The sequence below is a fragment of the Massilia phyllostachyos genome, from assembly GCF_021044825.1.
In the GTDB taxonomy this organism is placed as follows: Bacteria; Pseudomonadota; Gammaproteobacteria; order Burkholderiales; family Burkholderiaceae_D; genus Telluria; species Telluria phyllostachyos.
Genome location: NZ_JAJNOC010000008.1, coordinates 177,276 through 198,008 on the forward strand (window position 1 = coordinate 177,276; position 20,733 = coordinate 198,008).

Genomic DNA, 20,733 nt, shown 5'->3' on the forward strand with positions numbered 1-20,733 from the left:
AGCCTCTTCTTATCGGTACTTCGCGTCCGCCTCACGGGCGGCGGCGATGTCGGCTTCGTAGCGGTCGCCGACGGCAAGCAGCATCTCCTTGGTGTAGTAGAGATCGCCGCGTTTTTCGCCGTGGTATTCCAGCACGTGGGTTTCCACGATCGAGTCGACCGGGCAGGACTCTTCGCAGAAACCGCAGAAGATGCACTTGGTCAGGTCGATGTCGTAGCGCGTGGTGCGGCGGGTGCCGTCCTCGCGCTGCGCCGACTCGATCGTGATCGCCATCGCAGGGCAGACGGCTTCGCACAGCTTGCAGGCGATGCAGCGCTCTTCCCCGTTGGGGTAGCGACGCAGGGCGTGCAGGCCGCGGAAGCGGTTCGACATGGGCGTCTTCTCTTCCGGGTACTGGACCGTGATCTTGCGCGACAGCGCGTACTTGCCGGTCAGGGCCAGGCCCTTGAAGAGTTCGGACAGCATCAGGCTGCCGACAATTTCTTTAATCCGATTCATTTTCTTTTTGCTTCCTTACTGCACTGCAGTCCAGATGTTCCACGGGGTCTGCATCCAGGCGGCGACGAACACCAGCCAGATCAGGGTCAGCGGGATGAACACTTTCCAGCCCAGGCGCATGATCTGGTCATAGCGGTAACGCGGGAAGGTGCCGCGGACCCAGATCATCAGCGAAACCATGATGAACATCTTCAGGAACAGCCAGAAGAAGCCGCCGATGGCGCCGAATTGCAGGAAACTGAACGGCGCCGACCAGCCGCCCAGGAACAGGATCGCGCACAGGGTCGAGATCAGGATCATGTTGGCGTATTCGGCCAGCATGAACATCGCGTAGGACATGCCCGAGTACTCGACCATGTGGCCGGCCACGATTTCCGATTCGCCTTCGACCACGTCGAAGGGGTGGCGGTTACATTCGGCCAGGCCGGACACGAAATAGATCACGAACAGCGGCAGCAGCGGCAGCCAGTTCCACGACAGGAAGTTCACGCCCATGTCGGCGAAGCGGCCCATTTCCTGGCTGGCGACGATGTCCGACATGTTCAGGCTGCCGGTCACCATCAGCACCACCACCAGCACGAAGCCGATCGGGATTTCATACGAAATCATCTGGGCCGAGGCACGCATGGCGCCCATGAACGAGTACTTCGAGTTCGACGCCCAGCCGGCGATGATGATGCCGTAGACTTCGACCGAGGTGATCGCCATCAGGAACAGCAGGCCGGCGTTCACGTTGGCCAGCGCGGCTTGCGGGCCGAACGGCACCACCACCCAGGCGGCCAGCGCCGGCATGATGGTCATGATCGGGCCGATCACGAACAGGGCGCGGTTGGCCTTGGCCGGGATGACGATCTCCTTGAGCAGCAGCTTGACCGCGTCGGCGATCGGCTGCAGCAGGCCGCCAGGACCGACGCGGTTCGGGCCCACGCGGATCTGGATCCAGCCGATCAGCTTGCGTTCCCACAGGGTCAGGTAGGCGACCAGGCCCATCAGGGGCAGCAGCACCACCACGATCTTCAGGATGTTCCAGGCCAGCGGCCAGACCGGGCCGAGGAGGTCGGCCCCGCCGGCGTTCAGCGTATCGATAAAACCGGGCGTTGCCATTATTTGCCGCCTCCTTGTGCAACTGCTTTTTCAACATTGATCGAACCGAACATGGCGCCCAGGGTCGCAACGGCCGGGTGGCCGGCGGCGACGCGCACCGCGTTCGACGGCAGGCGTGCATCCACGGTCGCGACCAGCACGGCGCTGCCCGAACCCTGGGTCACGCGGACCTGGTCGCCCGACTGGACGCCGATCTGCTCGGCGACGGCCTTCGACAGCGACACCAGCGGCGCGTTCGCATCGGCGGTGCGCTGCAGCGGCTCCGAACGGCGCGCCAGCGCGTCGGTGAAGTAGATCGGCAGGTCGGCCAGACGCTCGAGCTGGCCGGCAGGCGCATACGAACCAGCGGTGGGCGCGATGCGCGCGACGTTGTTCAGCTTGGCGGACAGGTCGGTATTGCCCTTGCCGATGGCTTCGTCGCGAATCGATTCCGAAGTCTCGTAGTCGAAGCCCGACAGGCCCAGCAGGTTGCCGAGGACGCGCAGCACTTTCCAGGCCGGACGGGTCTCGCCCAGCGGTTTCACGGTGCCGTTGAAGCTCTGAGCGCGGCCTTCGCAGTTCACGAAGGTGCCGGCGGTCTCGCTGAACGGCGAGATCGGCAGCAGCACGTCGGCGAAGTCCATGCCGTGCTTGAAGGCGGACATGGCGACGACCATTTCGGCGCCGTCGAGGGCGGCACGGGCCTGCTGCGGGTTGGCCGCATCGAGTTCCGGTTCCGCGTTCAGCAGCACGTAGGCCTTTTTAGGCGACGAGAACACTGCCTCGCCCTTGCCGGTAGCGCCGACGATGTGGCCGCCGACGGTATTGGCGGCGTCGACCAGGTAGCCGAAGGAGCAGCCGGTCTGTTCGGCGATCCATTGCGCAGCAGCGTGGATCTTCGACGCTTGCGGGTGGTAGGAAGCAGCGTTGCCCAGCAGGACGGCGCCCAGGGTCTCTTGACCAACCAGGGTTGCGGCGATGGCGCGGGCACCCTCCCCTGCTTCCACGTTCTCGAAGCCCATTGGCGCGGCGACGTTCCTGGCGCCGGCGACGGCCGACACGATTTCCGACAGCGCAGCCAGCCAGTCGGTCGGCGCGGCGATCAGTTTGTTGGCGATCGGCATGAGCAGATCGTCGTCGCTCGACTGCAGCAGCGACAGCTTGGCGCCGCTCTTGGTGGCGGTGCGCAGGCGGGTCGCGACCAGCGGGTGGTCCTTGCGCAGGTTCGAGCCGATGACGAAGGCGCGCTTCAGTTGCGAGAAGTTTGCGATCGGCATGCCGAGCCACGGGGTGACCTGGCCGTCCAGCGCGAAGTCGCTCTGGCGCAGGCGGAACTCGATGTTGTCCGAGCCAATGCCGCGGGTCATCTTGTTCAGCAGGTAGAGTTCTTCCAGCGTCGAGTGCGGGGTCGCGACAGCGGCGATGCTGTCGGCGCCGTGCTCGTGGCGGATGTTACGCAGGCCGTGGGCCACGTATTCCAGCGCGGTCTGCCAGTCGGTCTCCTGCCACACGCCACCCTGCTTGATCATCGGGTTGGTCAGGCGGTCGGCATTGTCCAGCGCCACGTAGGAGAAGCGGTCCTTGTCCGAGATCCAGCATTCGTTGATGGCTTCGTTTTCCAGCGGCAGCACGCGCATGACCTTGCCGCCCTTGACCTGCACGATCAGGTTCGAGCCGAGCGAGTCGTGCGGCGCGATCGACTTGCGGCGCTGCAGTTCCCACGGACGTGCGGAGTAACGGAAAGGCTTGCTGGTGAGCGCGCCGACCGGGCACAGGTCGATCATGTTGCCCGACACTTCCGAGTCGACGGTCTTGCCGACGAAAGTGGTGATCTCCGAGTGCTCGCCGCGGCCGACCATGCCGAATTCCATCACGCCGGCCACTTCCTGGCCGAAACGCACGCAACGGGTGCACTGGATGCAGCGCGACATCTCTTCCATCGAGATCAGCGGGCCGGCCTCTTTCGGGGCCACCACGCGCTTCTCTTCGGCGTAGCGCGAACCGCTCTTGCCATAGCCGACGGCCAGATCCTGCAGCTGGCATTCGCCGCCCTGGTCGCAGATCGGGCAATCCAGCGGGTGGTTAATCAGGAGGAACTCCATCACCGACTTCTGCGCCTGGACAGCCTTGTCGCTGTGGGTGCGCACGATCATGCCGGGCGAGACCGGGGTCGCGCAAGCCGGCAGCGGCTTGGGCGCCTTCTCGACTTCGACCAGGCACATGCGGCAGTTCGCTGCGATCGACAATTTCTTGTGATAGCAGAAGTGCGGGATATAGGTCCCGAGTTTGTTTGCGGCGTCCATCACCATGGAACCTGGTGCGACTTCGACTTTTTTGCCGTCTAATTCAATTTCAACCATTTGATCGTTACCTGACCTGGTTTAAAGGTATGCGGGCACGAGGCAATGCTTGTGCTCGATGTGATATTCGAATTCCTCGCGGAAGTTCTTGATCATCGCTTCAACAGGCATCGCAGCGGCGTCGCCCAGGGCGCAGATGGTGCGGCCCTTGATGTTGAAGGCGATGTTGTTCAGCAGGTCCATGTCTTCCGGACGGCCCTTGCCGTGCTCGATACGGTGGACCATGCGGTACATCCAGCCGGTGCCTTCGCGGCACGGGGTGCACTGGCCGCACGATTCCTCGTAGTAGAAGTACGAAAGACGCAGCAGCGACTTGACCATGCAGCGGGTCTCGTCCATGACGATCACGGCGCCCGAACCGAGCATCGAACCGGCCTTGGCGATCGAATCGTAGTCGAGGTCGGTATCCATCATGACCTCGCCGCGGATCACCGGCGCCGACGAACCACCAGGAATCACGGCCTTGATCTTCTTGCCGCCGCGCATACCGCCGGCCAGCTCCATCAGCTTGGCGAACGGGGTACCCAGCGGGACCTCGTAGTTGCCCGGACGCTCGACGTCGCCCGAGATCGAGAAGATCTTGGTGCCGCCGTTGTTCGGCTTGCCGAGGGCCATGTAGTTCTCCGGGCCCATGTTCAGCAGGAACGGAACCGCAGCGAAGGTCTCGGTGTTGTTGATCGTGGTCGGCTTGCCGTACAGGCCGAACGAGGCCGGGAACGGCGGCTTGAAGCGCGGCTGGCCCTTCTTGCCTTCCAGTGACTCGAGCAGCGCGGTTTCTTCGCCGCAGATATAGGCGCCGTAGCCATGGTGCGCGTGCAGCTGGAACGAGAAGTTCGAGCCCATGATGTTATCGCCCAGGAAGCCGGCGGCGCGCGCCTCTTCCAGCGCTTCTTCGAAGCGCAGGTATTCCTGGAAGATCTCGCCGTGGATGTAGTTGTAGCCCACGGTAATGCCCATCGCGTAGGCGCCGATGGCCATGCCTTCGATCAGCGCGTGCGGGTTGTAGCGGATGATGTCGCGGTCCTTGAACGTGCCCGGCTCGCCTTCGTCGGTATTGCAGACGAGGTATTTCTGGCCCGGGAACTGGCGCGGCATGAAGCTCCACTTCAGGCCGGTCGGGAAACCGGCGCCGCCGCGGCCGCGCAGGCCGGATGCCTTCAGGTCGGCGATGACCTGTTCCTGGGTGACGCCGCCTTCGAGGATGCGGCGCAGGGCCGAGTAGCCGCCGCGCTTGACGTAGTCTTCGAGGTGCCAGTTGTCGCCGTTCAGATCCTTCAGGATCAGCGGATTGATGTGACGGTCGTGCAGGCTGGTCATTTGTTCAGTTCCTCAAGCAGGGCGTCGATCTTCTCGTCGCTCATGAACGAGCACATGCGGTGGTTATTCACCAGCATCACCGGCGCGTCGCCGCAGGCGCCCATGCACTCGCCTTCCAGCAGGGTGAACTTGCCATCGGCGGTGGTTTCGCGGTAATCGATGCCGAGCGCATCCTTGATGCGCTGGCCGGCGCGCTCGCCGCCCGACAGGGCGCACGGCAGGTTGGTGCAGACCGTGATCTTGGCCTTGCCGACCGGCTTCAGGTTGTACATATTGTAGAAAGTCGCGACTTCCTGCACGGCGATGGCCGGCATGCGGATGTAGTCGGCGATTTCCTGCATGGTTTCCGGCGACAGCCAGCCCAGTTCGACCTGGGCGTGGGCCAGCGAGGCCATCACGGCCGACTGGCGTTGATCGGCTGGGTACTTGGCCAGCTCGCGATCGATCTTTTTATAGCATTCCTGCGATAACATTTTCTTTGTCCTTCTTACCGGTCGATACTACCGAACACGATGTCCTGGGTGCCAATGATCGCGACTGCGTCGGCGATCATGTGGCCGCGCGACATTTCGTCGAGGCTCTGCAGGTGGACGTAGTCCGGGGTGCGGATCTTCAGGCGGTACGGCTTGTTGGCGCCGTCCGACACGATGTAGATGCCGAATTCGCCTTTCGGATGCTCGACCGCCGCATAGGCCTCGCCTTCCGGCACGTGGAAGCCTTCGGTGAACAGCTTGAAGTGGTGGATCAGCGATTCCATGTTGGACTTCATGTCCATGCGGCTCGGCGGCGCGATCTTGTTATTGTCGATCATGACCGGGCCCTGGTTCACGCGCAGCCAGGCGATACACTGCTTGATGATGCGGTTCGACTGACGCATCTCTTCCACACGGACCAGGTAGCGGTCGTAGGAGTCGCCGTTGGTGCCGACCGGGATGTCGAATTCCATCTTGTCGTAGGCGGCGTAGGGCTGCTTCTTGCGCAGGTCCCAGGCCACGCCCGAGCCGCGCAGCATGGCGCCGGTGAAGCCCATCGCCTTCGCGTCTTCCGGCGAAACAACGCCGATGCCGACGGTACGCTGCTTCCAGATACGGTTGTCGGTCAGCAGGGTTTCATACTCATCGACGTAGCCATCGAAGCGCTTGGTAAAGGCTTCCAGGAAGTCCAGCACCGAGCCCTGGCGGTCGCGGTTCAGGTCGTCGATCGCCTTCTTCGAGCGGATCGGCGATTCCTTGTGCTGCGGCATGCGGTCCGGCAGGTCGCGGTAGACGCCACCCGGGCGGTAGTAGGCCGCGTGCATGCGCGCGCCCGACACCGCCTCGTAGACGTCGAACAGGTCTTCGCGGTCGCGGAAGGCGTACAGGAAGGGTCCCATGGCGCCGATGTCGAGGGCGTGCGCGCCCAGCCACATCAGGTGGTTCAGGATGCGGGTGATCTCGTCGAACATGGTGCGGATGTACTGCGCGCGCACCGGGGCTTCGATGCCCAGCAGCTTCTCGATCGCCAGCACGTAGCCGTGCTCGTTGCACATCATCGACACGTAGTCGAGGCGGTCCATGTAGGGGACCGATTGCAGGTAGGTGCGGGTCTCGGCCAGCTTCTCGGTGCCGCGGTGCAGCAGGCCGATGTGCGGGTCGGCGCGCTGGATCACTTCGCCGTCCAGTTCCAGCACGAGACGCAGCACGCCGTGCGCTGCCGGGTGCTGCGGACCAAAGTTCAGGGTGTAATTCTTAAGCTCAGCCATTATTTCGTCCCGTAGGTTTCTTCGCGGATCACGCGCGGGATGTTCTCGCGCGGTTCGATCGTCACCGGTTGGTAGATCACGCGTTTCTGTTCAGGGTCGTAGCGCATCTCGACATAGCCCGTGATCGGGAAGTCCTTGCGGAACGGGTGGCCGATGAAGCCGTAGTCGGTCAGGATGCGGCGCAGGTCGCCGTGGCCGTCGAACAGGATGCCGAACAGGTCGAAGGCTTCGCGTTCGAACCAGTTGGCGGCGCGCCAGATCGGGGTGATCGATTCGACCAGCGGCATGTCGTCGTCCGGACAGAACACGCGCACGCGCACGCGCCAGTTGTGCTCGAGCGACAGCAGGTGCACGACCACCGCGAAGCGGGCGCCGTCCCAGGTGCCTTCGCCGTACTGCGAGTAGTCGACGCCGCACAGGTCGATCATTTCTTCGAAGCGCAGGGTCGGGTCGTCGCGCAGGGTCTGCATCGCCTGGATGTAGCCGGCGGCCTTGACCACCACGGTCACTTCGCCCAGCGCCTGGTTGACTTCGGCGCCCTCGCCCAGTGCGTTTTTCAGGGCGAGTTGGAGGGTTTCGAGTTTCGTCGTCATGGTGTTTCGCTGTTTTTAGCGCGCGATGGTGTTGGTGCGCTTGATCTTGTTCTGCAGCTGCATGATGCCGTACAGCAGGGCTTCCGCGGTCGGCGGGCAGCCCGGCACGTAGACGTCGACCGGCACGATGCGGTCGCAGCCGCGCACCACCGAGTACGAGTAGTGGTAGTAGCCGCCGCCGTTGGCGCAGGAACCCATCGAGATCACCCAGCGCGGTTCGGCCATCTGGTCGTACACCTTGCGCAGCGCGGGAGCCATCTTGTTGCACAGCGTGCCGGCGACGATCATGACGTCGGACTGGCGCGGCGAGGGGCGGAACACAATGCCAAAACGGTCGAGATCGTAGCGGGCTGCGCCCACATGCATCATCTCGACCGCGCAGCATGCCAGGCCGAACGTCATCGGGAACATCGATCCCGTGCGCGCCCAGTTGATCAGCTTATCGGCTGTGGTGGTAATGAAACCTTCGTTTAATACGCCTTCAATTGCCATGGCTTATTCCCAATCAAGGGCACCTTTCTTCCAGATGTACCAGAAGCCCACGACGAATTCGGCGATGAACACCATCATCGTGATGAAACCGGTCCAGCCCAGTTCGCGCATCGAGACGCCCCATGGGAAGAAGAATGCCGTTTCCAGATCAAACAAAATAAACAGGATCGCCACCAGGTAGTAGCGAACGTCGAACTTCATGCGCGCGTCTTCGAAGGCTTCGAAGCCGCATTCATACGGGGACAGCTTGGCCGCGTCGGGACGGTGCGGGCCGAGCAGACGGCCGAGCACCTGGGGAGCGACGCCGACGCCGACGCCAATCAGGATAAAGAGAAGAACGGGGAAGTAATTTTCGAGGTTCACGTGAAGCCTATCTGAACGATCGTTTAAAGAAACACTGCAGAGGTGCAGCGCCGAATCGTGATCCTGGCCCGTGATCTTGCGACCCCGTTTGTGTTGCCACCAGGATCGTACGATTGATCCTCGCAAAAAAGCCAGCTCAGGCAGGAGAGCGTTTGCTCATGCGCCCTTGCTGGCTCTTTCATTGTTTGGTGCCGACGGCGAGACTCGAACTCGCACAGCTTGCGCCACTACCCCCTCAAGATAGCGTGTCTACCAATTTCACCACGTCGGCTGGAGACCAGTATTTTAACCTGCTTTAGCACTACTTTTCAATGCACAAATTGCGCTATCACAAGGAAATTACGCAATTAATAAACATTTCTTTGACGCTCTTTAATCTTTACAGCAGCGCAAATAAGAATGAGTAGCATTTAGCAGATTCTGCAGGAGAGCCGCCCCGCAGCGAGGCGCATTCTACCGCTAATCGCGAACAGGCGTGCGATGCCTGCTCGCGATGGAGGGACGATTACTTGCCGGCCGGAGCAGGAGCGGCCGGAGCTGGGGCCGCAGGCGCGGCCGCGGCCGGAGCGGCGGTGCTCGGCGCCGGGTTCGACACGCCCGGGGTCTGCGGGATGTCGTTGACCGGGACGGCCGGGGAGGTGGCCGCGCCGGCGTTCGGGCCCGCGCCCGGGACGTCGCTCGGGATGCCGGTGGCCGGCGCCTTCGACGACGGCACGGTCACGCGGCCCATCACGCCTTCGTCGGCGCCCGGGGCGCTGCGGTTGGTGCTGGTCCAGGCCAGGGCCAGGGTCGAGGCGAAGAAGATGGCGGCGGCGACGGCGGTCGACTTCGACAGGAAGTTCGACGAACCGGAGGCGCCGAACAGGCTGCCGGAAGCACCCGAACCAAAGGCGGCGCCCATGTCGGCGCCCTTGCCGTGCTGGACCAGCACCAGGCCGATGATGGCCAGGGCCGAAATGACCTGCACAACAATAATCAGATTAAACAAGGTGCTCATTGCAATTCCATTTCCAGGTTAACGACGTTTCAAATGCTTGTAAGAGTGTTTTGTATTTCTTATTGCGCAGCGCGGATGATCGCGAGGAAATCCGCCGCCTTCAACGCTGCACCACCGATCAGCCCGCCATCGATGTCCGGCTGCGCCATCAGGTCCGCCGCATTATCCGGCTTCATGCTGCCGCCGTACAGCACCAGCACGTTTTCCGCCGCCTCGGCGTTGCATACACGCAGTTTTTCGCGCAGGGCGGCGTGCACTTCCTGGGCCATGGCCGGGGTCGCGGTCTTGCCGGTGCCGATCGCCCACACCGGCTCGTAGGCGACCACCAGCTTGTGCACCGCATCCGGACCGACCTGGGCCAGCACCGCATCCAGCTGGGCGCCAACCACGTCCATGGTCTGCCCCGCTTCGCGCTGCGCCAGCGTTTCGCCGACGCAGACGATCGGGGTCAGGCCAGCATCCAGCGCCGACTGCACCTTGCGCGCCACCAGATCGTTCGCCTCGCCATGGTAGGCGCGGCGCTCGGAGTGGCCGATGATCACATAGCGGCAACCGAAATCCTGCAGCATCGAGGCGCACACTTCGCCGGTATAGGCGCCGGGCTGCTGGCAGGACACGTCCTGCCCACCCCAGGCCAGCGCGGTTCCCGTCAGGAGATCCTGGCACTGGTGCAGGTAGGGCGCCGGCACGCAGACCGCCGCGGCGGCCTTCGCATCCTGCAATCCCTCGAGAATCCCGTTCAGCAGCGTGGCATTGGCCGCGCGGCTGCCGTTCATTTTCCAGTTACCGACGACGAGTTTCTGACGCATAGAAGCCCATGTTGAAATTAACCCGCTATTCTAGCGGTCGAATATGTGGCGGTCAAACAATGGCTGAGCTCACCACTTCCCTTTTTTATCAATCGCTTACAGCACTTCCAGCACGATCTTGCCGACGTGCGTGCTCGACTCCATGAGCGCGTGCGCCTCGGCCGCCTGCGCCAGCGGGAAGGTCCGGTAGATGACCGGCTTGAGTTTGCCCTGTTCGAACAAGGGCCACACGCGCTCGCGCAAGTTGCGCGCGATCGCGGCCTTGAACTCGTTCGTGCGGGGACGCAGGGTCGAGCCGCTGATGTGCAGGCGGCGGCGCAGCACCTGGCCGAGGTCGATCTCAGCCCTAGCGCCGCCCAGCAGCGCGATCAGGGCGATGCGGCCGTCGTCGGCCAGGCAGTCGATTTCGCGCGGGATGTAGTCGCCGGCGACCATGTCGAGAATGACGTCGACGCCCTTCCCGCCCGTCAGCTCTTTCACCACGGCGGCGAAGTCCTCGGTCTTGTAGTTGATGCCGCGTTCGGCGCCCAGCGCTTCGCAGGCGCGCGCCTTGTCGTCCGAGCCGGCGGTGGCGAACACGCGGTGGCCGAGCGCGCTCGCCAGCTGGATCGCGCTCACGCCGATGCCGGAAGTGCCGCCCTGCACCAGCAGGGTTTCGCCCGGCGACAACCCTGCGCGGTCGAAGACGTTGGTCCAGACGGTGAAGAAGGTTTCCGGGAGCGAGGCTGCTTCGAGCGGGGTGAGGCCCTGCGGAATCGGCAGGCAATGTCCCGCCGGGACGACGCAGTATTCGGCATAGCCGCCACCCGGCGCCAGTGCGCAGACCATGTCGCCAAGCTTGAGGCCGGCGCTGGCCGCATCGCCGTCGACGATCTCGCCGGCCACTTCCAGGCCCAGCAGCGGCGACGCGCCAGGTGGCGGCGGGTACTTGCCCATCCGCTGCAGCACGTCGGGACGGTTGATGCCGGCCGCATGCACCTTGATTAACACCTCGCCCGGCTTCGGGACGGGCGTCGGATGGTCGGCCAGTTGCAGGACATCCGGCTTGCCCGGCTGCATGAAATCGATGGCGCGCATGGCTGCTCCCGTGTTGAAAAAACCGCAATTGTACGGGAGCTGGAAAAGATATGCAGTCTAGCCGTGCCAACCCGCGCTGCGCCTGCCTTCGAACAAGTCGACAGGCATGCAATGCTCGGACGCCTGTCGGCTGGCGACCCGCCCGTCCCGGCCCACGAGACGCAAGGTGCACCGGAACGGATCGCCCGCCATGACACGCCACGGCTGCGCCGGCGCCGCCGCCGGCAAGCCGAATTCGACCAGCATGCCCGCTTCGGCGAGGTCGGATGGCGACGCACCCAGCTTCCCCAGCGCGCGGCCCAGATAGTCCGCATAGGCGCGCGCCGCGCTGGCCGCGGCCGGCGCGGCCGGTTCCGCGCTGCCGGCGAGCAGGTCGAGATGCACCCGATTGCCGCCATCGCGCAGCTCGCGGACCATCACGCCGAACGCCCAGTAGCCTTGGTAGTCGTTGTAGCGGCTGATGAAGGTGCCCATCAGGCCGCCGGCAACATGGTTGAGTTTGTATTTGGTGAGCATGACCCGCCTTCGCCGAGCGCCGGATGCCTGGCGTCGTCCGACGGATCGACCGGAATTGAAGGGCCAGGGGGTCAGCATAGCAAACATCCCCCGGCCCGGGCAATCACACCATCGGCGGGTCGGTTTCGCGGGCGAAGGCGCGGTGGGCGGCGAGGGCTTGTTTGAAACCGTCGGCGTCGCCGATGAACAGGCCCGGGTCGTCCGATCCGTCCGGCAGCGTTTTCGGCACCATGGCCCTGTCCAGCAGCGTCTCGCCGGCGCCGAGCACCAGGATCGGCTTGCAGTGGCGGTACTGCTCGCGCACGAAGTCGATGGCGTGGGCGTTGCGTGCCAGCGCCTCGACCGCCTTGGCGCCGTCCGGCACGATCATGCCGTCGTACAGGACCGAGGGGCCGGCCTCCAGGGATACCTCGACGTCCAGCGTGTCGCCATTGGCGCTCTTTACCTTGCCCAGCATCGTGCTCACCAGGCGCGGCACGGCGCCATCCTGCACCAAATCGGCGTAGAGCTTCGTGACCTGCTTGCCGTCCACGCCCGGCGCCACGAAGATCGCGACGCGGCGGGTGCGCACGCCGGTCTCGCCGGGGCGCGCCAGCAGCGACAGCGACGGCGATGCCGGATAGTCGGGGATCGGCGCGTCGGTCGCCAGCGGCAGTGGTTCCGGCACCTCCAGGCCCAGGCCTTCGGCGACCTTGGCCGCCAGATCGGCATCGACGTTGGCCAGCAGAGCCAGCATGCGCACGCGGATCGCGACCGTCTGCACCCGGGTCAGCTCGAAGCGGAAGGCGTTCGCGATGTGGCTTTGTTCGACCTCCGTCTGGCTCTTGTAGAACAGGCGCGCCTGCGAGTAGTGGTCGGCGAACAGCTCGGGCTTGCCGCGCACCTTGTCTTCCGCCACGCGCTCGGGGAAGCTGGTGAAGCCCATGCGGCCCGATTGGAAGGGACAACCGCCGCCCAGCGAGTTCGGCTCGTAGCTGACGCGGCCGCGGTGAATGGCCTGGCGGTGCATGCCGTCGCGCTGGTTGTTCTGCACCTGCGCGATCGGCGCGTTGATCGGGATCTCGTGGAAGTTCGGTCCGCCCAGGCGGGTCAGCTGGGTGTCGAGGTAGGAGTGGATGCGGCCCTGCAGCAGCGGATCGTTGGTGAAGTCGATGCCGGGGATGATGTGGGCGGTGCAGAAGGCCACCTGCTCGGTCTCGGCGAAGAAGTTGTCGGGGTTGCGGTCCAGCACCAGGCGGCCGACCGGCCGCACCGGCACCAGTTCTTCCGGCACCAGCTTGGTGGCGTCCAGGATGTCGAATTCGAAGGCGTTGGCCTGCTCTTCGGTGAACACCTGCAGGCCCAGCTCCCATTCCGGGAAGTTGCCGGCCTCGATCGCCTCCCACAGGTCGCGCCGGTGGAAGTCCGGATCGGCGCCCGAGATCTTGACCGCCTCGTCCCACACCAGCGAGTGGGTGCCGGCCACCGGGGTCCAGTGGAACTTGACGAAGCGCGACTCGCCCTGCGCGTTCAGCAGGCGGAAGGTGTGCACGCCGAAGCCCTGCATGGTGCGATAGCTGCGCGGGATCGCGCGGTCCGACATCACCCACATCAGCATGTGCGCGATCTCGGGCGAGAGCGAGGCGAAGTCCCAGAAGGTGTCGTGGGCGCTGGCCGCCTGCGGCATGCCGTGGTGCGGCTCGGGCTTGACCGCGTGGACCAGGTCGGGGAACTTCATCGCGTCCTGGATGAAGAACACCGGGATGTTGTTGCCCACCAGGTCCCAGTTGCCCTGCTCGGTATAGAACTTGACCGCGAAGCCGCGCACGTCGCGCGCCACGTCGGTCGATCCGCGCTCGCCGGCCACGGTCGAGAAGCGCACGAACACCGGGGTGCGCTTGCCCTTGGCGGAGAAGGGCGCGGCGCGCGTGATGTCGCTCAGGTCTTCGTAGGCTTCGAAGAAGCCGTGCGCCGCCGAACCGCGCGCATGCACCACGCGCTCGGGGATGCGCTCGTGGTCGAAATGGGTCAGCTTCTCGCGCAGGATGAAGTCTTCCATTGCGGTCGGGCCGCGCAGACCCACCTTGAGCGAATGCTGGTTGTCGGCGATCGGCACGCCCTGGTTGGTGGTCAGGTGGCGGTCGCTGGCGTCGACGCGGACGCGGTCGAGCGGGTCGACGGTGGGGTTCTCGCCGATCGGCGGCACGCCGTCGCCGACCTTGTCGTTGGCGATGATTTCGCTGCTGGTGCTGCCGGTGGCGGCCGGCGTCGACGGCTGGTGGGTGGCGCCCGGTTCCGGGGTGCGCGCGGCATCGCCGTATTCGTCCGCCTTGTTCGTGTTGAACGGCATGGCCGCCGACAGGTCCTGGCCAGCGGCCTGCTTTTCCAGCAGGCGTTCGCCCACCGCATTGTTCGATGCCAGGGTGTCGGGCGGCGTCGGATCCGACGGCCCCGCCATCGTGCTCATGATCGAGCCCGCGCCCGCGACCGATGTCGGCGCCTTGTTCTGGTTTGCCATCTCTGCCTCTCTGTTGTCTGTGATGGGATGCTACTGGACAGACAACATAGCCGGAGGCGGTGCGGCGCACTGTTGGGCAACTAACCCAGCGGCCGGAACGCGACACAATTATCGCTATCTTAACGATAGGGCCGCACTATCGCCCCACGCCGACCAGGGTATCGCGGCGCAGGCGCAGGCGCGTGTGCGGCGCGCGGATGCCGGCGCACATGCCCCAGGCCGCGGCCCAGCGCAGGGCGCGGTCGGTCTCCGGGCCGAAGGGCCGCGCGGCGGCCGCCCGCTGGAGGGCTGCCGACATGCGCTGCATGGCATAGAGCTTTTTGGTGGACACGATCTTGGCCATGAGCCCAAGATACGGCGTCCTTATCAAAATGACAGTGCCGTATTTAACTCATGGGGACGACCGGCGCGCGCGGCACGTACAGCGGAGTCTCGCCGCTGTCGACCGCCTGCAGTGCCTGCAGCGCCATCGCGTAGGCGCCGTTGTAGGACTTGGCGGCGGCGATGAAGCGGCCGTTGTGGCAGAACTTGGCGTCCGCCACGCCGGTGACCGCGGCCAGGTCGGCGTCGCGCAGGCCGGCCCAGGCGGCCGGCAGGTCGGCGCGCGCATCGAAGGTGTCGACCGTCGCGGGCACGGTGTGCAGCATGTGGCGGTCTTCCGAGCGGCTGTAGCTGATCACGAACAGCACCTTCGGCATCTCCTTGCGCACCACCGAGGTCCAGGGCAGCGCCGCGTTCTTCAGGAACAGCAGGCGGCCGTGCTCCAGCACTTCGGCCTGGCGCACCTGGGACAGCGCCAGGGTGGCGCCGACGCGGTACTTGACGGCGTTCGCCATCACGTCGGTGAGGAAGGCCATCACCTTGCGGAACTGGGCCAGGCGGAAGGCCTCCGCCTCGCCGCCGTAGCCGAGCCGTTCCTCGTCGAGCCAGTTGGGGTTGTAGCCCGACACCACCGCCGACAGGCCGTAGCCGCCCGGCGCGTTCTTGGCCGCGCCGACGTCCGACAGGTCGAGGTATTGCACGATGTCGCCGTCGATCGCGTAGGCCATCTGCTGGGCGGTGTCGTCGTCGAGCACTTGGGCCGTGTGCTGCAGCGCCAGCGCGGCGACGCAGCGCGCGCCGTATTCGCGCCAGACCAGGCCGGCGCTGGCATAGGGCACGCCGGACATGCGGGCGCCCTCGAAGCCTTTCTGGTGATGGTCGAAGCGGCCGGTGGCCGGGTCCCAGATGCCGCCGACGTCAACCGCGAAGTCGCCGGCTTCGATGGTGGCCGGGTCGCGGGTGCGGACGATGTCCGCGTCGGGGAACAGGATGTGCAGGACGGCTACCGCCCATGCGTCGTCGGCGTGGAACTTGCCGTTGTGGGTCACGATGACCATGAATGCTCCAGGATGCTTTGCTCGAAGGGCTGCATCATACGCTGTTGCAGGGTGTTCGGCTTTGCCGAACGCGCGTTCAACCGGCCCGTGTATGGACGATGCGCGTCATTTCATCGTGGTTTTGAACGCGTGGGCGGAGGACCGCGGGGCCGCCCAGGCCCACCCTACGAAACCCGGTCAGCGTGGCTATAAAGCACGTGCCTTGCGCCGCGGACAAATCCCGCCAGGGTCAGGCCGGCCTGCTCGGCTACCTGCACCGCCAGCGCGGTCGGTGCGGAGATCGCGGCGAGCAAGGGCATGCCGGCGCGCGCCGCCTTCTGCACCATCTCGAAACTCGCGCGGCTGGTCACCACTGCGAAGCCGTCGGCGGTGTCGACGCGTTCGCGCGCCAGCGCGCCGACCAGCTTGTCGAGCGCATTGTGGCGGCCCACGTCTTCGCGCACGCAACGCAGCTCTCCATCGCGTGACGCCCAGCCGGCGGCATGCACCGCGCCGGTCGCATGGTGCAGGTCCTGGCGCCCGGCCAGCGCCGCCATCGCGCGGTGCAGCGCGTCCGCATCGAAGCGCAAGTCATTCCCGTCGCGCGGCGCATCGAAGGCGTCCATCTCGAAGCGCGCCAGGCTCTCCACGCCGCACAGGCCGCAGCCGGTGCGGCCGGTGCGGGCGCGCCGGTGTTCCTTCAGCCGCATCATGGCCCCCGCCGCGATGCGCATCTCGATCGCGATGCCCTGCGCGCCCTCCTCCACCTCCAGCTCGTAGATGTCGGCGGCATGGCGCACGATGCGCTCGCCCAGCGAAAAGCCGACCGCGAAGTCTTCCAGGTCCAGCGGCGAAGCCAGCATCACCGCGTGGCTGATGCCGTTGTACACCAAGGCCACCGGCACTTCCTCGGCCACCAGCTCGGCGCAGCAGGCCAGGGCGCCCTCTTGCCAGCGCGCGGCCGGCAGGCGGCTGGCGCCGGGCGGCGCGAAGAAGCCCTCGCCCGCGTTCACGACGATCTCCCGCCGCGCTCGAGGACCACGTCGATCGCCTTCGCCGCCGGCACCTTGCTCTCCTTGGCGTGGTGCCACAGCGGGATCAGGGCGTTCAGCTCCGGGTAGTAGCCGGCCAGGCAGCCTTCCGGCACGTCGTAGGGCACGACCGCCAGGCCGTCGACGCGCCGTTCGACGCCGTCGTCGGCCGGGGTGCGCAGGGAGACCAGCTCGCCCTCGCGCAGCGCGTAGCGGGCCATGTCGGCGCGCGCCATGAACAGCACCATGCGGCTGCCCTGCACGCCGCGGAAGTGGTCGTCGTAGTTGTAGATCGTGGTGTTGAACTGGCCGTCGCTGCGCACCGTGAACAGGCGCAGCGTGGCCGGGCCGCCCTGCAGGTCAGGGTTACCGTCCAGCGTTTCGGGCGCCGTGAAGTGGGCCTTGCCCGATTCGGTCTTCCAGATCCGGTGCGCCGCGCCGAGCGGCCGGCGGAAGCCCCCCGGCGTCCACATGCGCTCGTTGAAGTCATGGAAGATGTCGGGATAGGTCTCGGCGATCGCCTCGCGCACCAGCGCATAGTCGCCGACCCAGCGGTCCCAGTCCACGCGCGGGTTCGCATCGAGCGTGGCCTTGGCGATGCCGGCCACGATGGCCGGCTCCGACAGCAGGGTCGAGGCCGCCGGCTCGGCCCGTCCGCGCGAGCCGTGCATGCAGCCGGTGCTGTCCTCGACCGTGACGTCCTGCTCCCCGCTGGCCTGGCGGTCGATCTCGATCCGGCCCAGGCAGGGCAGCACATAGGAAGCCTTGCCGTGGATGACGTGGTTGCGGTTGAGTTTCGTGGCGATCTGCACGGTGAGCGGGATGTCGCGCCAGGCCTGCTCCATCAGGCCGCGTTCGGGTATCGCGCGCACGAAGTTGCCTCCCAGGCCGACGAAGGCCTGCACCTTGCGCTCGAGGATGGCCTCGCAGGCTTCGACCGTGTTCATGCCCTTCTCGCGCGGCGGTTCGAAGGCATACTGTTCCTGCAGCTTGTCGAGCGGCGCCAGTTCCGGCTTCTCGGTGATGCCCACGGTGCGCTGGCCCTGCACGTTGGAGTGGCCCCGCACCGGGCACACGCCGGCGCCGGGCTTGCCGATGTTCCCGCGCAGGAGCAGCAGGTTGACGATCATGGTCACGTTCTGCACCCCGTTGCGGTGCTGGGTCAGGCCCATGCCGTAGATGCCCATCACGGCGCCCGCCTCGCAGTAGACTTGCGCCGCCGCTTCCAGGTCGGCGCGCCGCAGGCCCGATTCGCGCTCGATCGCCTCCCAGCCGCAGTCACGCACCGATTGCTCGAACTCGGCGAATCCCTGGGTGTGCTCCTGGATGAAGGCGACGTCGAGCACGCGCTGCTCGCCCGCCGCCTGGGCCGCGTCGTCGCGGTCGAACACGGCCTTGCACAGGCCCATGATGGCGGCGCTGTCGCCGCCCGGCCGCACCTGGTGGTACTGGGTGCTGATCGGGGTCTCGTGCCCGGTCAGCATCTCCAGCGGCGACTGCGGATTGGTGAAGCTCACCAGGCCGCGTTCGCGCAAGGGGTTGAAGGTGATGATCGGCACGCCGCGCGCACGCGCTTCCTGCAGCTGGTGCAGCATGCGCGGGCTGTTGGTGCCGACGTTCTGGCCGAAGAAGAAGATGCAGTCGGTCTCCTCGAAGTCGTGCAGCACCACGGTGCCGACCGGCACGCCGATGGTCTTCTTCAGGCCGACCGAGGTGCTTTCGTGGCACATGTTCGAGCTGTCCGGCAGGTTGTTATTGCCGTACATGCGCGCCATCAGCGAATACATGTAGGAAGTCTCGAGCGAGGCGCGGCCCGAGGCGTAGAACACCACCTGCTCGCGCGCCATGCCGCGCAGCAGCGCGCCGATCTCGGCAAACGCGGTCTCCCAGCTCACTTCGCGGTACTTGTCGCTGGCCGCGTCCCAGCGCAGCGGCACGGTCAGGCGGCCCTGGTCTTCCAGCGTGTGGTCGTCCCAGGCTTCAAGCTCGGTCACGGTGTGGCGTTCGAAGAAGTCGGCGCCGATGGTCTTGCTGGTGGTTTCCCAGGCGGTGGCCTTGGCGCCGCTTTCGCAGAACTCGAAGGGATGCGGATTGGCGGGCTTGGCCCAGGCGCAGCTGACACAGGCGAAGCCGTCCGGCTTGTTCTGCTTGAGCAGCAGGCGGCTGTCCTTGATCGGCACGCGCTGGTCCAGCAGGATCGTCGACACCTTGGCCAGCGAACCCCAGCCGCCGGCCGGCATGTCGGCCCGGCCGATCTTCACATCTTCTCCCGCGTGCTTGCTCATGGCTGCTCCTCGACTGTTGAACACCTACCGTAAAGGACTGGCACGCAATGCTCGGTGCGGCGACGAACAGTGGGAGGAGATTGCCGGGTCAAGCCGGGTACAGTATTTCTTCTCCTATCATAGAAAATTCTTGCAGGAATATTAATCTTTACGGCCTTGGACGCCGCGCAAGGATGGCGATTGTTGCCTTCTTGTTCACCCCGATGCACCCGGCTAGATTGATCAGACGAGCTCATGCGTACTGCATGGGCGCCTTTTCGGGAGCATACGATGAACCGCATCTTGCCCGCCCTGTTGCACGCCGCCCGCCGCCTGGCGGCCGCCCTCACTCCTCCCCCGTCGGCCATGCAGCCGCCGCGGCGCCGCCTGTTCCTGTCCGGCGCCATGCTGGCCGCAGCGATCGCCTTCAGCAGCCACCCGGCCGGCGCCCAGGGCTGGCCCGCCGAGCACTGGGCCGGCAGCTGGGGCACGGCGCCGGCCGGCCCGCCGCCGGACGCCAGCCTGCAGACCTTCACCGACCAGACCGTGCGCCTGATCGTCCACACCAGCATCGGCGGCAACCGGGTGCGCATCCGCGTCTCGAATGAACTGGGCAGCACGCCCTTGACGATCGGCGCCGCCCGCATCGGCCTGCGCGCCGGCGGCTCGGACGTCGCGGCCGGCACCGACCGCGCCCTCACCTTCGGCGGCAGGAGCGCCGTCACGATTCCGCCAGGCGCGCCGGCGCTGTCCGACCCCGTCGAGCTGAACGTGCCGCCCTTGTCCGACCTGGCCGTCAGCCTCTACCTGCCCGGCACCGTGCAGGCCACCACCGTGCACCAGCTGGCGCTGCAGACCAACTACGTTTCCCTGCCCGGCAACTTCACGGCCGCCCCGACCCTGCCGGTGCAGCGCACGATCCAGGTCTGGCCCTTCCTCACCGAAGTCGACGTCGACTCCACGGGCCCCGTCATCGTCACCCTGGGCGACTCGATCACCGACGGCACCCGCAGCACGCCCGACACCAACAACCGCTGGCCCGACTGGCTGGCGCGCCGGCTGCAGACCGAGCGTGATCCGGTCCTGGGCCTGAACGCCCGCTTCGGCGTGGTCAACCGCGGCATCAGCGGCAACCGCCTGCTGAGCAATTCGCCGAACACCCTGGCCGGCCGCAGCGCGCAGGAACGCTTCGACCGCGACGTGATCGCCACCGCCGGCGTGCGCTACCTGGTCATCCTCATCGGCATCAACGACATCGGCAACAGCTCGGCTACCAGCCCGGTGTCGCTTGACGACCTGATCGCAGGCTACCGCCAGCTGATCCTGCGGGCGCGCGCCAAGGGCATCAGTGTGATCGGCGCGACCCTGACGCCGTTCGAAGGCGCGGGCTACTACTCGGCGGAGAAAGAGGTGGTGCGGCAGGCGGTGAACAACTGGATCCGCAACAACGACGAGTTCGATGCGGTAATCGACTTCGACCGCGCCACGCGCGACCCGGCGCATCCGGCGCGCATCCTGCCGGCGTATGACAGCGGCGACCATTTGCACCCGAATGATCTGGGCTATCAGGCGATGGGAAATGCGGTGCCGCTTTCCTTGTTCAGAAGCGCGGCCAAGGCAGTAGGGTGCACGGCTCCGCCGTGCGCGCGTCCAACTCCCTGATGAACGGATGCGGCGCCGGCTGTTCACGCACGGTTTGAACGCGGGGCGGAGGACCGCCCACCCTACGAGGGTGTG

19 protein-coding genes and 1 tRNA gene are annotated in these 20,733 nt (G+C 65.8%); 1 reads left to right on the forward strand and 19 read right to left on the reverse strand.

Annotated elements, in window-relative coordinates; all coding sequences use genetic code 11:
* Positions 1–9 precede the first annotated feature (9 nt).
* From nuoI to LQ564_RS20715, 19 genes are all read right to left on the reverse strand, one after another.
* A complete protein-coding gene (gene nuoI / locus LQ564_RS20625; protein WP_231059987.1) occupies positions 10–498 on the reverse strand; it encodes an NADH-quinone oxidoreductase subunit NuoI in 489 nt (162 codons plus the stop codon).
* 15 nt (positions 499–513) lie between these two features.
* Positions 514–1,602 (reverse strand): NADH-quinone oxidoreductase subunit NuoH, encoded by a 1,089-nt coding sequence (gene nuoH, locus LQ564_RS20630; protein ID WP_231059988.1) that lies wholly within the window; start codon positions 1,600–1,602, stop codon positions 514–516.
* Positions 1,602–3,941 carry an NADH-quinone oxidoreductase subunit NuoG gene (gene nuoG / locus LQ564_RS20635; protein WP_231059989.1) on the reverse strand — a complete coding sequence of 780 codons (2,340 nt, stop codon included), beginning with the start codon at positions 3,939–3,941 and terminating at the stop codon, positions 1,602–1,604. Before nuoG ends, nuoH begins: the two co-directional genes overlap by 1 nt.
* A gap of 21 nt (positions 3,942–3,962) precedes the next feature.
* Positions 3,963–5,258 (reverse strand): NADH-quinone oxidoreductase subunit NuoF, encoded by a 1,296-nt coding sequence (gene nuoF / locus LQ564_RS20640; RefSeq protein ID WP_231059990.1) that lies wholly within the window; start codon positions 5,256–5,258, stop codon positions 3,963–3,965.
* Positions 5,255–5,731: an NADH-quinone oxidoreductase subunit NuoE gene (gene nuoE / locus LQ564_RS20645; RefSeq protein WP_159703735.1), complete on the reverse strand. Its 477-nt coding sequence runs from the start codon at positions 5,729–5,731 to the stop codon at positions 5,255–5,257. Before nuoE ends, nuoF begins: the two co-directional genes overlap by 4 nt.
* A gap of 14 nt (positions 5,732–5,745) precedes the next feature.
* A complete protein-coding gene (locus LQ564_RS20650) occupies positions 5,746–6,999 on the reverse strand; it encodes an NADH-quinone oxidoreductase subunit D (RefSeq protein WP_231059991.1) in 1,254 nt (417 codons plus the stop codon).
* The gene (locus tag LQ564_RS20655; protein WP_231059992.1) at positions 6,999–7,592 is read right to left on the reverse strand and encodes an NADH-quinone oxidoreductase subunit C; all 594 of its coding nucleotides are present in this window, start codon (positions 7,590–7,592) and stop codon (positions 6,999–7,001) included. Before LQ564_RS20655 ends, LQ564_RS20650 begins: the two co-directional genes overlap by 1 nt.
* A gap of 15 nt (positions 7,593–7,607) precedes the next feature.
* Positions 7,608–8,084: a NuoB/complex I 20 kDa subunit family protein gene (locus tag LQ564_RS20660; protein ID WP_020654624.1), complete on the reverse strand. Its 477-nt coding sequence runs from the start codon at positions 8,082–8,084 to the stop codon at positions 7,608–7,610.
* 3 nt (positions 8,085–8,087) lie between these two features.
* The gene (locus tag LQ564_RS20665; RefSeq protein ID WP_231059993.1) at positions 8,088–8,447 is read right to left on the reverse strand and encodes an NADH-quinone oxidoreductase subunit A; all 360 of its coding nucleotides are present in this window, start codon (positions 8,445–8,447) and stop codon (positions 8,088–8,090) included.
* Between the two features lie 186 nt (positions 8,448–8,633).
* A tRNA-Leu gene (locus LQ564_RS20670) sits at positions 8,634–8,718 on the reverse strand.
* Between the two features lie 234 nt (positions 8,719–8,952).
* A complete protein-coding gene (secG, locus tag LQ564_RS20675; protein ID WP_231059994.1) occupies positions 8,953–9,444 on the reverse strand; it encodes a preprotein translocase subunit SecG in 492 nt (163 codons plus the stop codon).
* Between the two features lie 59 nt (positions 9,445–9,503).
* On the reverse strand, positions 9,504–10,253 hold the full coding sequence (tpiA, locus tag LQ564_RS20680; RefSeq protein WP_231059995.1) for a triose-phosphate isomerase: 750 nt from the start codon (positions 10,251–10,253) through the stop codon (positions 9,504–9,506).
* A gap of 96 nt (positions 10,254–10,349) precedes the next feature.
* The gene (locus LQ564_RS20685; RefSeq protein WP_231059996.1) at positions 10,350–11,330 is read right to left on the reverse strand and encodes an NAD(P)H-quinone oxidoreductase; all 981 of its coding nucleotides are present in this window, start codon (positions 11,328–11,330) and stop codon (positions 10,350–10,352) included.
* 57 nt (positions 11,331–11,387) lie between these two features.
* A complete protein-coding gene (locus LQ564_RS20690; RefSeq protein ID WP_231059997.1) occupies positions 11,388–11,846 on the reverse strand; it encodes a hypothetical protein in 459 nt (152 codons plus the stop codon).
* A 103-nt stretch (positions 11,847–11,949) separates the two neighbouring features.
* Positions 11,950–14,343 carry a catalase gene (locus LQ564_RS20695; RefSeq protein WP_231059998.1) on the reverse strand — a complete coding sequence of 798 codons (2,394 nt, stop codon included), beginning with the start codon at positions 14,341–14,343 and terminating at the stop codon, positions 11,950–11,952.
* A 136-nt stretch (positions 14,344–14,479) separates the two neighbouring features.
* On the reverse strand, positions 14,480–14,674 hold the full coding sequence (locus LQ564_RS20700; RefSeq protein WP_231059999.1) for a hypothetical protein: 195 nt from the start codon (positions 14,672–14,674) through the stop codon (positions 14,480–14,482).
* A gap of 55 nt (positions 14,675–14,729) precedes the next feature.
* Complete coding sequence (locus LQ564_RS20705) at positions 14,730–15,722, reverse strand: MYG1 family protein (RefSeq protein WP_231060000.1); 993 nt, start codon at positions 15,720–15,722, stop codon at positions 14,730–14,732.
* A gap of 164 nt (positions 15,723–15,886) precedes the next feature.
* The gene (gene fdhD / locus LQ564_RS20710) at positions 15,887–16,714 is read right to left on the reverse strand and encodes a formate dehydrogenase accessory sulfurtransferase FdhD (protein ID WP_231060001.1); all 828 of its coding nucleotides are present in this window, start codon (positions 16,712–16,714) and stop codon (positions 15,887–15,889) included.
* On the reverse strand, positions 16,711–19,017 hold the full coding sequence (locus tag LQ564_RS20715) for an FdhF/YdeP family oxidoreductase (protein WP_231060002.1): 2,307 nt from the start codon (positions 19,015–19,017) through the stop codon (positions 16,711–16,713). The genes fdhD and LQ564_RS20715 overlap by 4 nt, the downstream gene beginning before the upstream one ends.
* A 270-nt stretch (positions 19,018–19,287) precedes the next feature.
* Here LQ564_RS20715 and LQ564_RS20720 point away from each other — a divergent pair, with 270 nt between their 5' ends.
* The gene (locus LQ564_RS20720; protein WP_231060003.1) at positions 19,288–20,658 is read left to right on the forward strand and encodes an SGNH/GDSL hydrolase family protein; all 1,371 of its coding nucleotides are present in this window, start codon (positions 19,288–19,290) and stop codon (positions 20,656–20,658) included.
* Positions 20,659–20,733 lie beyond the last annotated feature (75 nt).

Excerpts from the sequence above, each read along its gene's own strand:
- nuoI (WP_231059987.1), bottom strand. The coding sequence starts at position 498 with ATGAATCGGATTAAAGAAATTGTCGGCAGCCTGATGCTGTCCGAACTC.
- nuoH (WP_231059988.1), bottom strand. The coding sequence starts at position 1,602 with ATGGCAACGCCCGGTTTTATCGATACGCTGAACGCCGGCGGGGCCGAC.
- nuoG (WP_231059989.1), bottom strand. The coding sequence starts at position 3,941 with ATGGTTGAAATTGAATTAGACGGCAAAAAAGTCGAAGTCGCACCAGGT.
- nuoF (WP_231059990.1), bottom strand. The coding sequence starts at position 5,258 with ATGACCAGCCTGCACGACCGTCACATCAATCCGCTGATCCTGAAGGAT.
- nuoE (WP_159703735.1), bottom strand. The coding sequence starts at position 5,731 with ATGTTATCGCAGGAATGCTATAAAAAGATCGATCGCGAGCTGGCCAAG.
- LQ564_RS20650 (WP_231059991.1), bottom strand. The coding sequence starts at position 6,999 with ATGGCTGAGCTTAAGAATTACACCCTGAACTTTGGTCCGCAGCACCCG.
- LQ564_RS20655 (WP_231059992.1), bottom strand. The coding sequence starts at position 7,592 with ATGACGACGAAACTCGAAACCCTCCAACTCGCCCTGAAAAACGCACTG.
- LQ564_RS20660 (WP_020654624.1), bottom strand. The coding sequence starts at position 8,084 with ATGGCAATTGAAGGCGTATTAAACGAAGGTTTCATTACCACCACAGCC.
- secG (WP_231059994.1), bottom strand. The coding sequence starts at position 9,444 with ATGAGCACCTTGTTTAATCTGATTATTGTTGTGCAGGTCATTTCGGCC.
- tpiA (WP_231059995.1), bottom strand. The coding sequence starts at position 10,253 with ATGCGTCAGAAACTCGTCGTCGGTAACTGGAAAATGAACGGCAGCCGC.
- LQ564_RS20685 (WP_231059996.1), bottom strand. The coding sequence starts at position 11,330 with ATGCGCGCCATCGATTTCATGCAGCCGGGCAAGCCGGATGTCCTGCAA.
- LQ564_RS20690 (WP_231059997.1), bottom strand. The coding sequence starts at position 11,846 with ATGCTCACCAAATACAAACTCAACCATGTTGCCGGCGGCCTGATGGGC.
- LQ564_RS20695 (WP_231059998.1), bottom strand. The coding sequence starts at position 14,343 with ATGGCAAACCAGAACAAGGCGCCGACATCGGTCGCGGGCGCGGGCTCG.
- LQ564_RS20705 (WP_231060000.1), bottom strand. The coding sequence starts at position 15,722 with ATGGTCATCGTGACCCACAACGGCAAGTTCCACGCCGACGACGCATGG.
- LQ564_RS20715 (WP_231060002.1), bottom strand. The coding sequence starts at position 19,017 with ATGAGCAAGCACGCGGGAGAAGATGTGAAGATCGGCCGGGCCGACATG.
- LQ564_RS20720 (WP_231060003.1), top strand. The coding sequence starts at position 19,288 with ATGAACCGCATCTTGCCCGCCCTGTTGCACGCCGCCCGCCGCCTGGCG.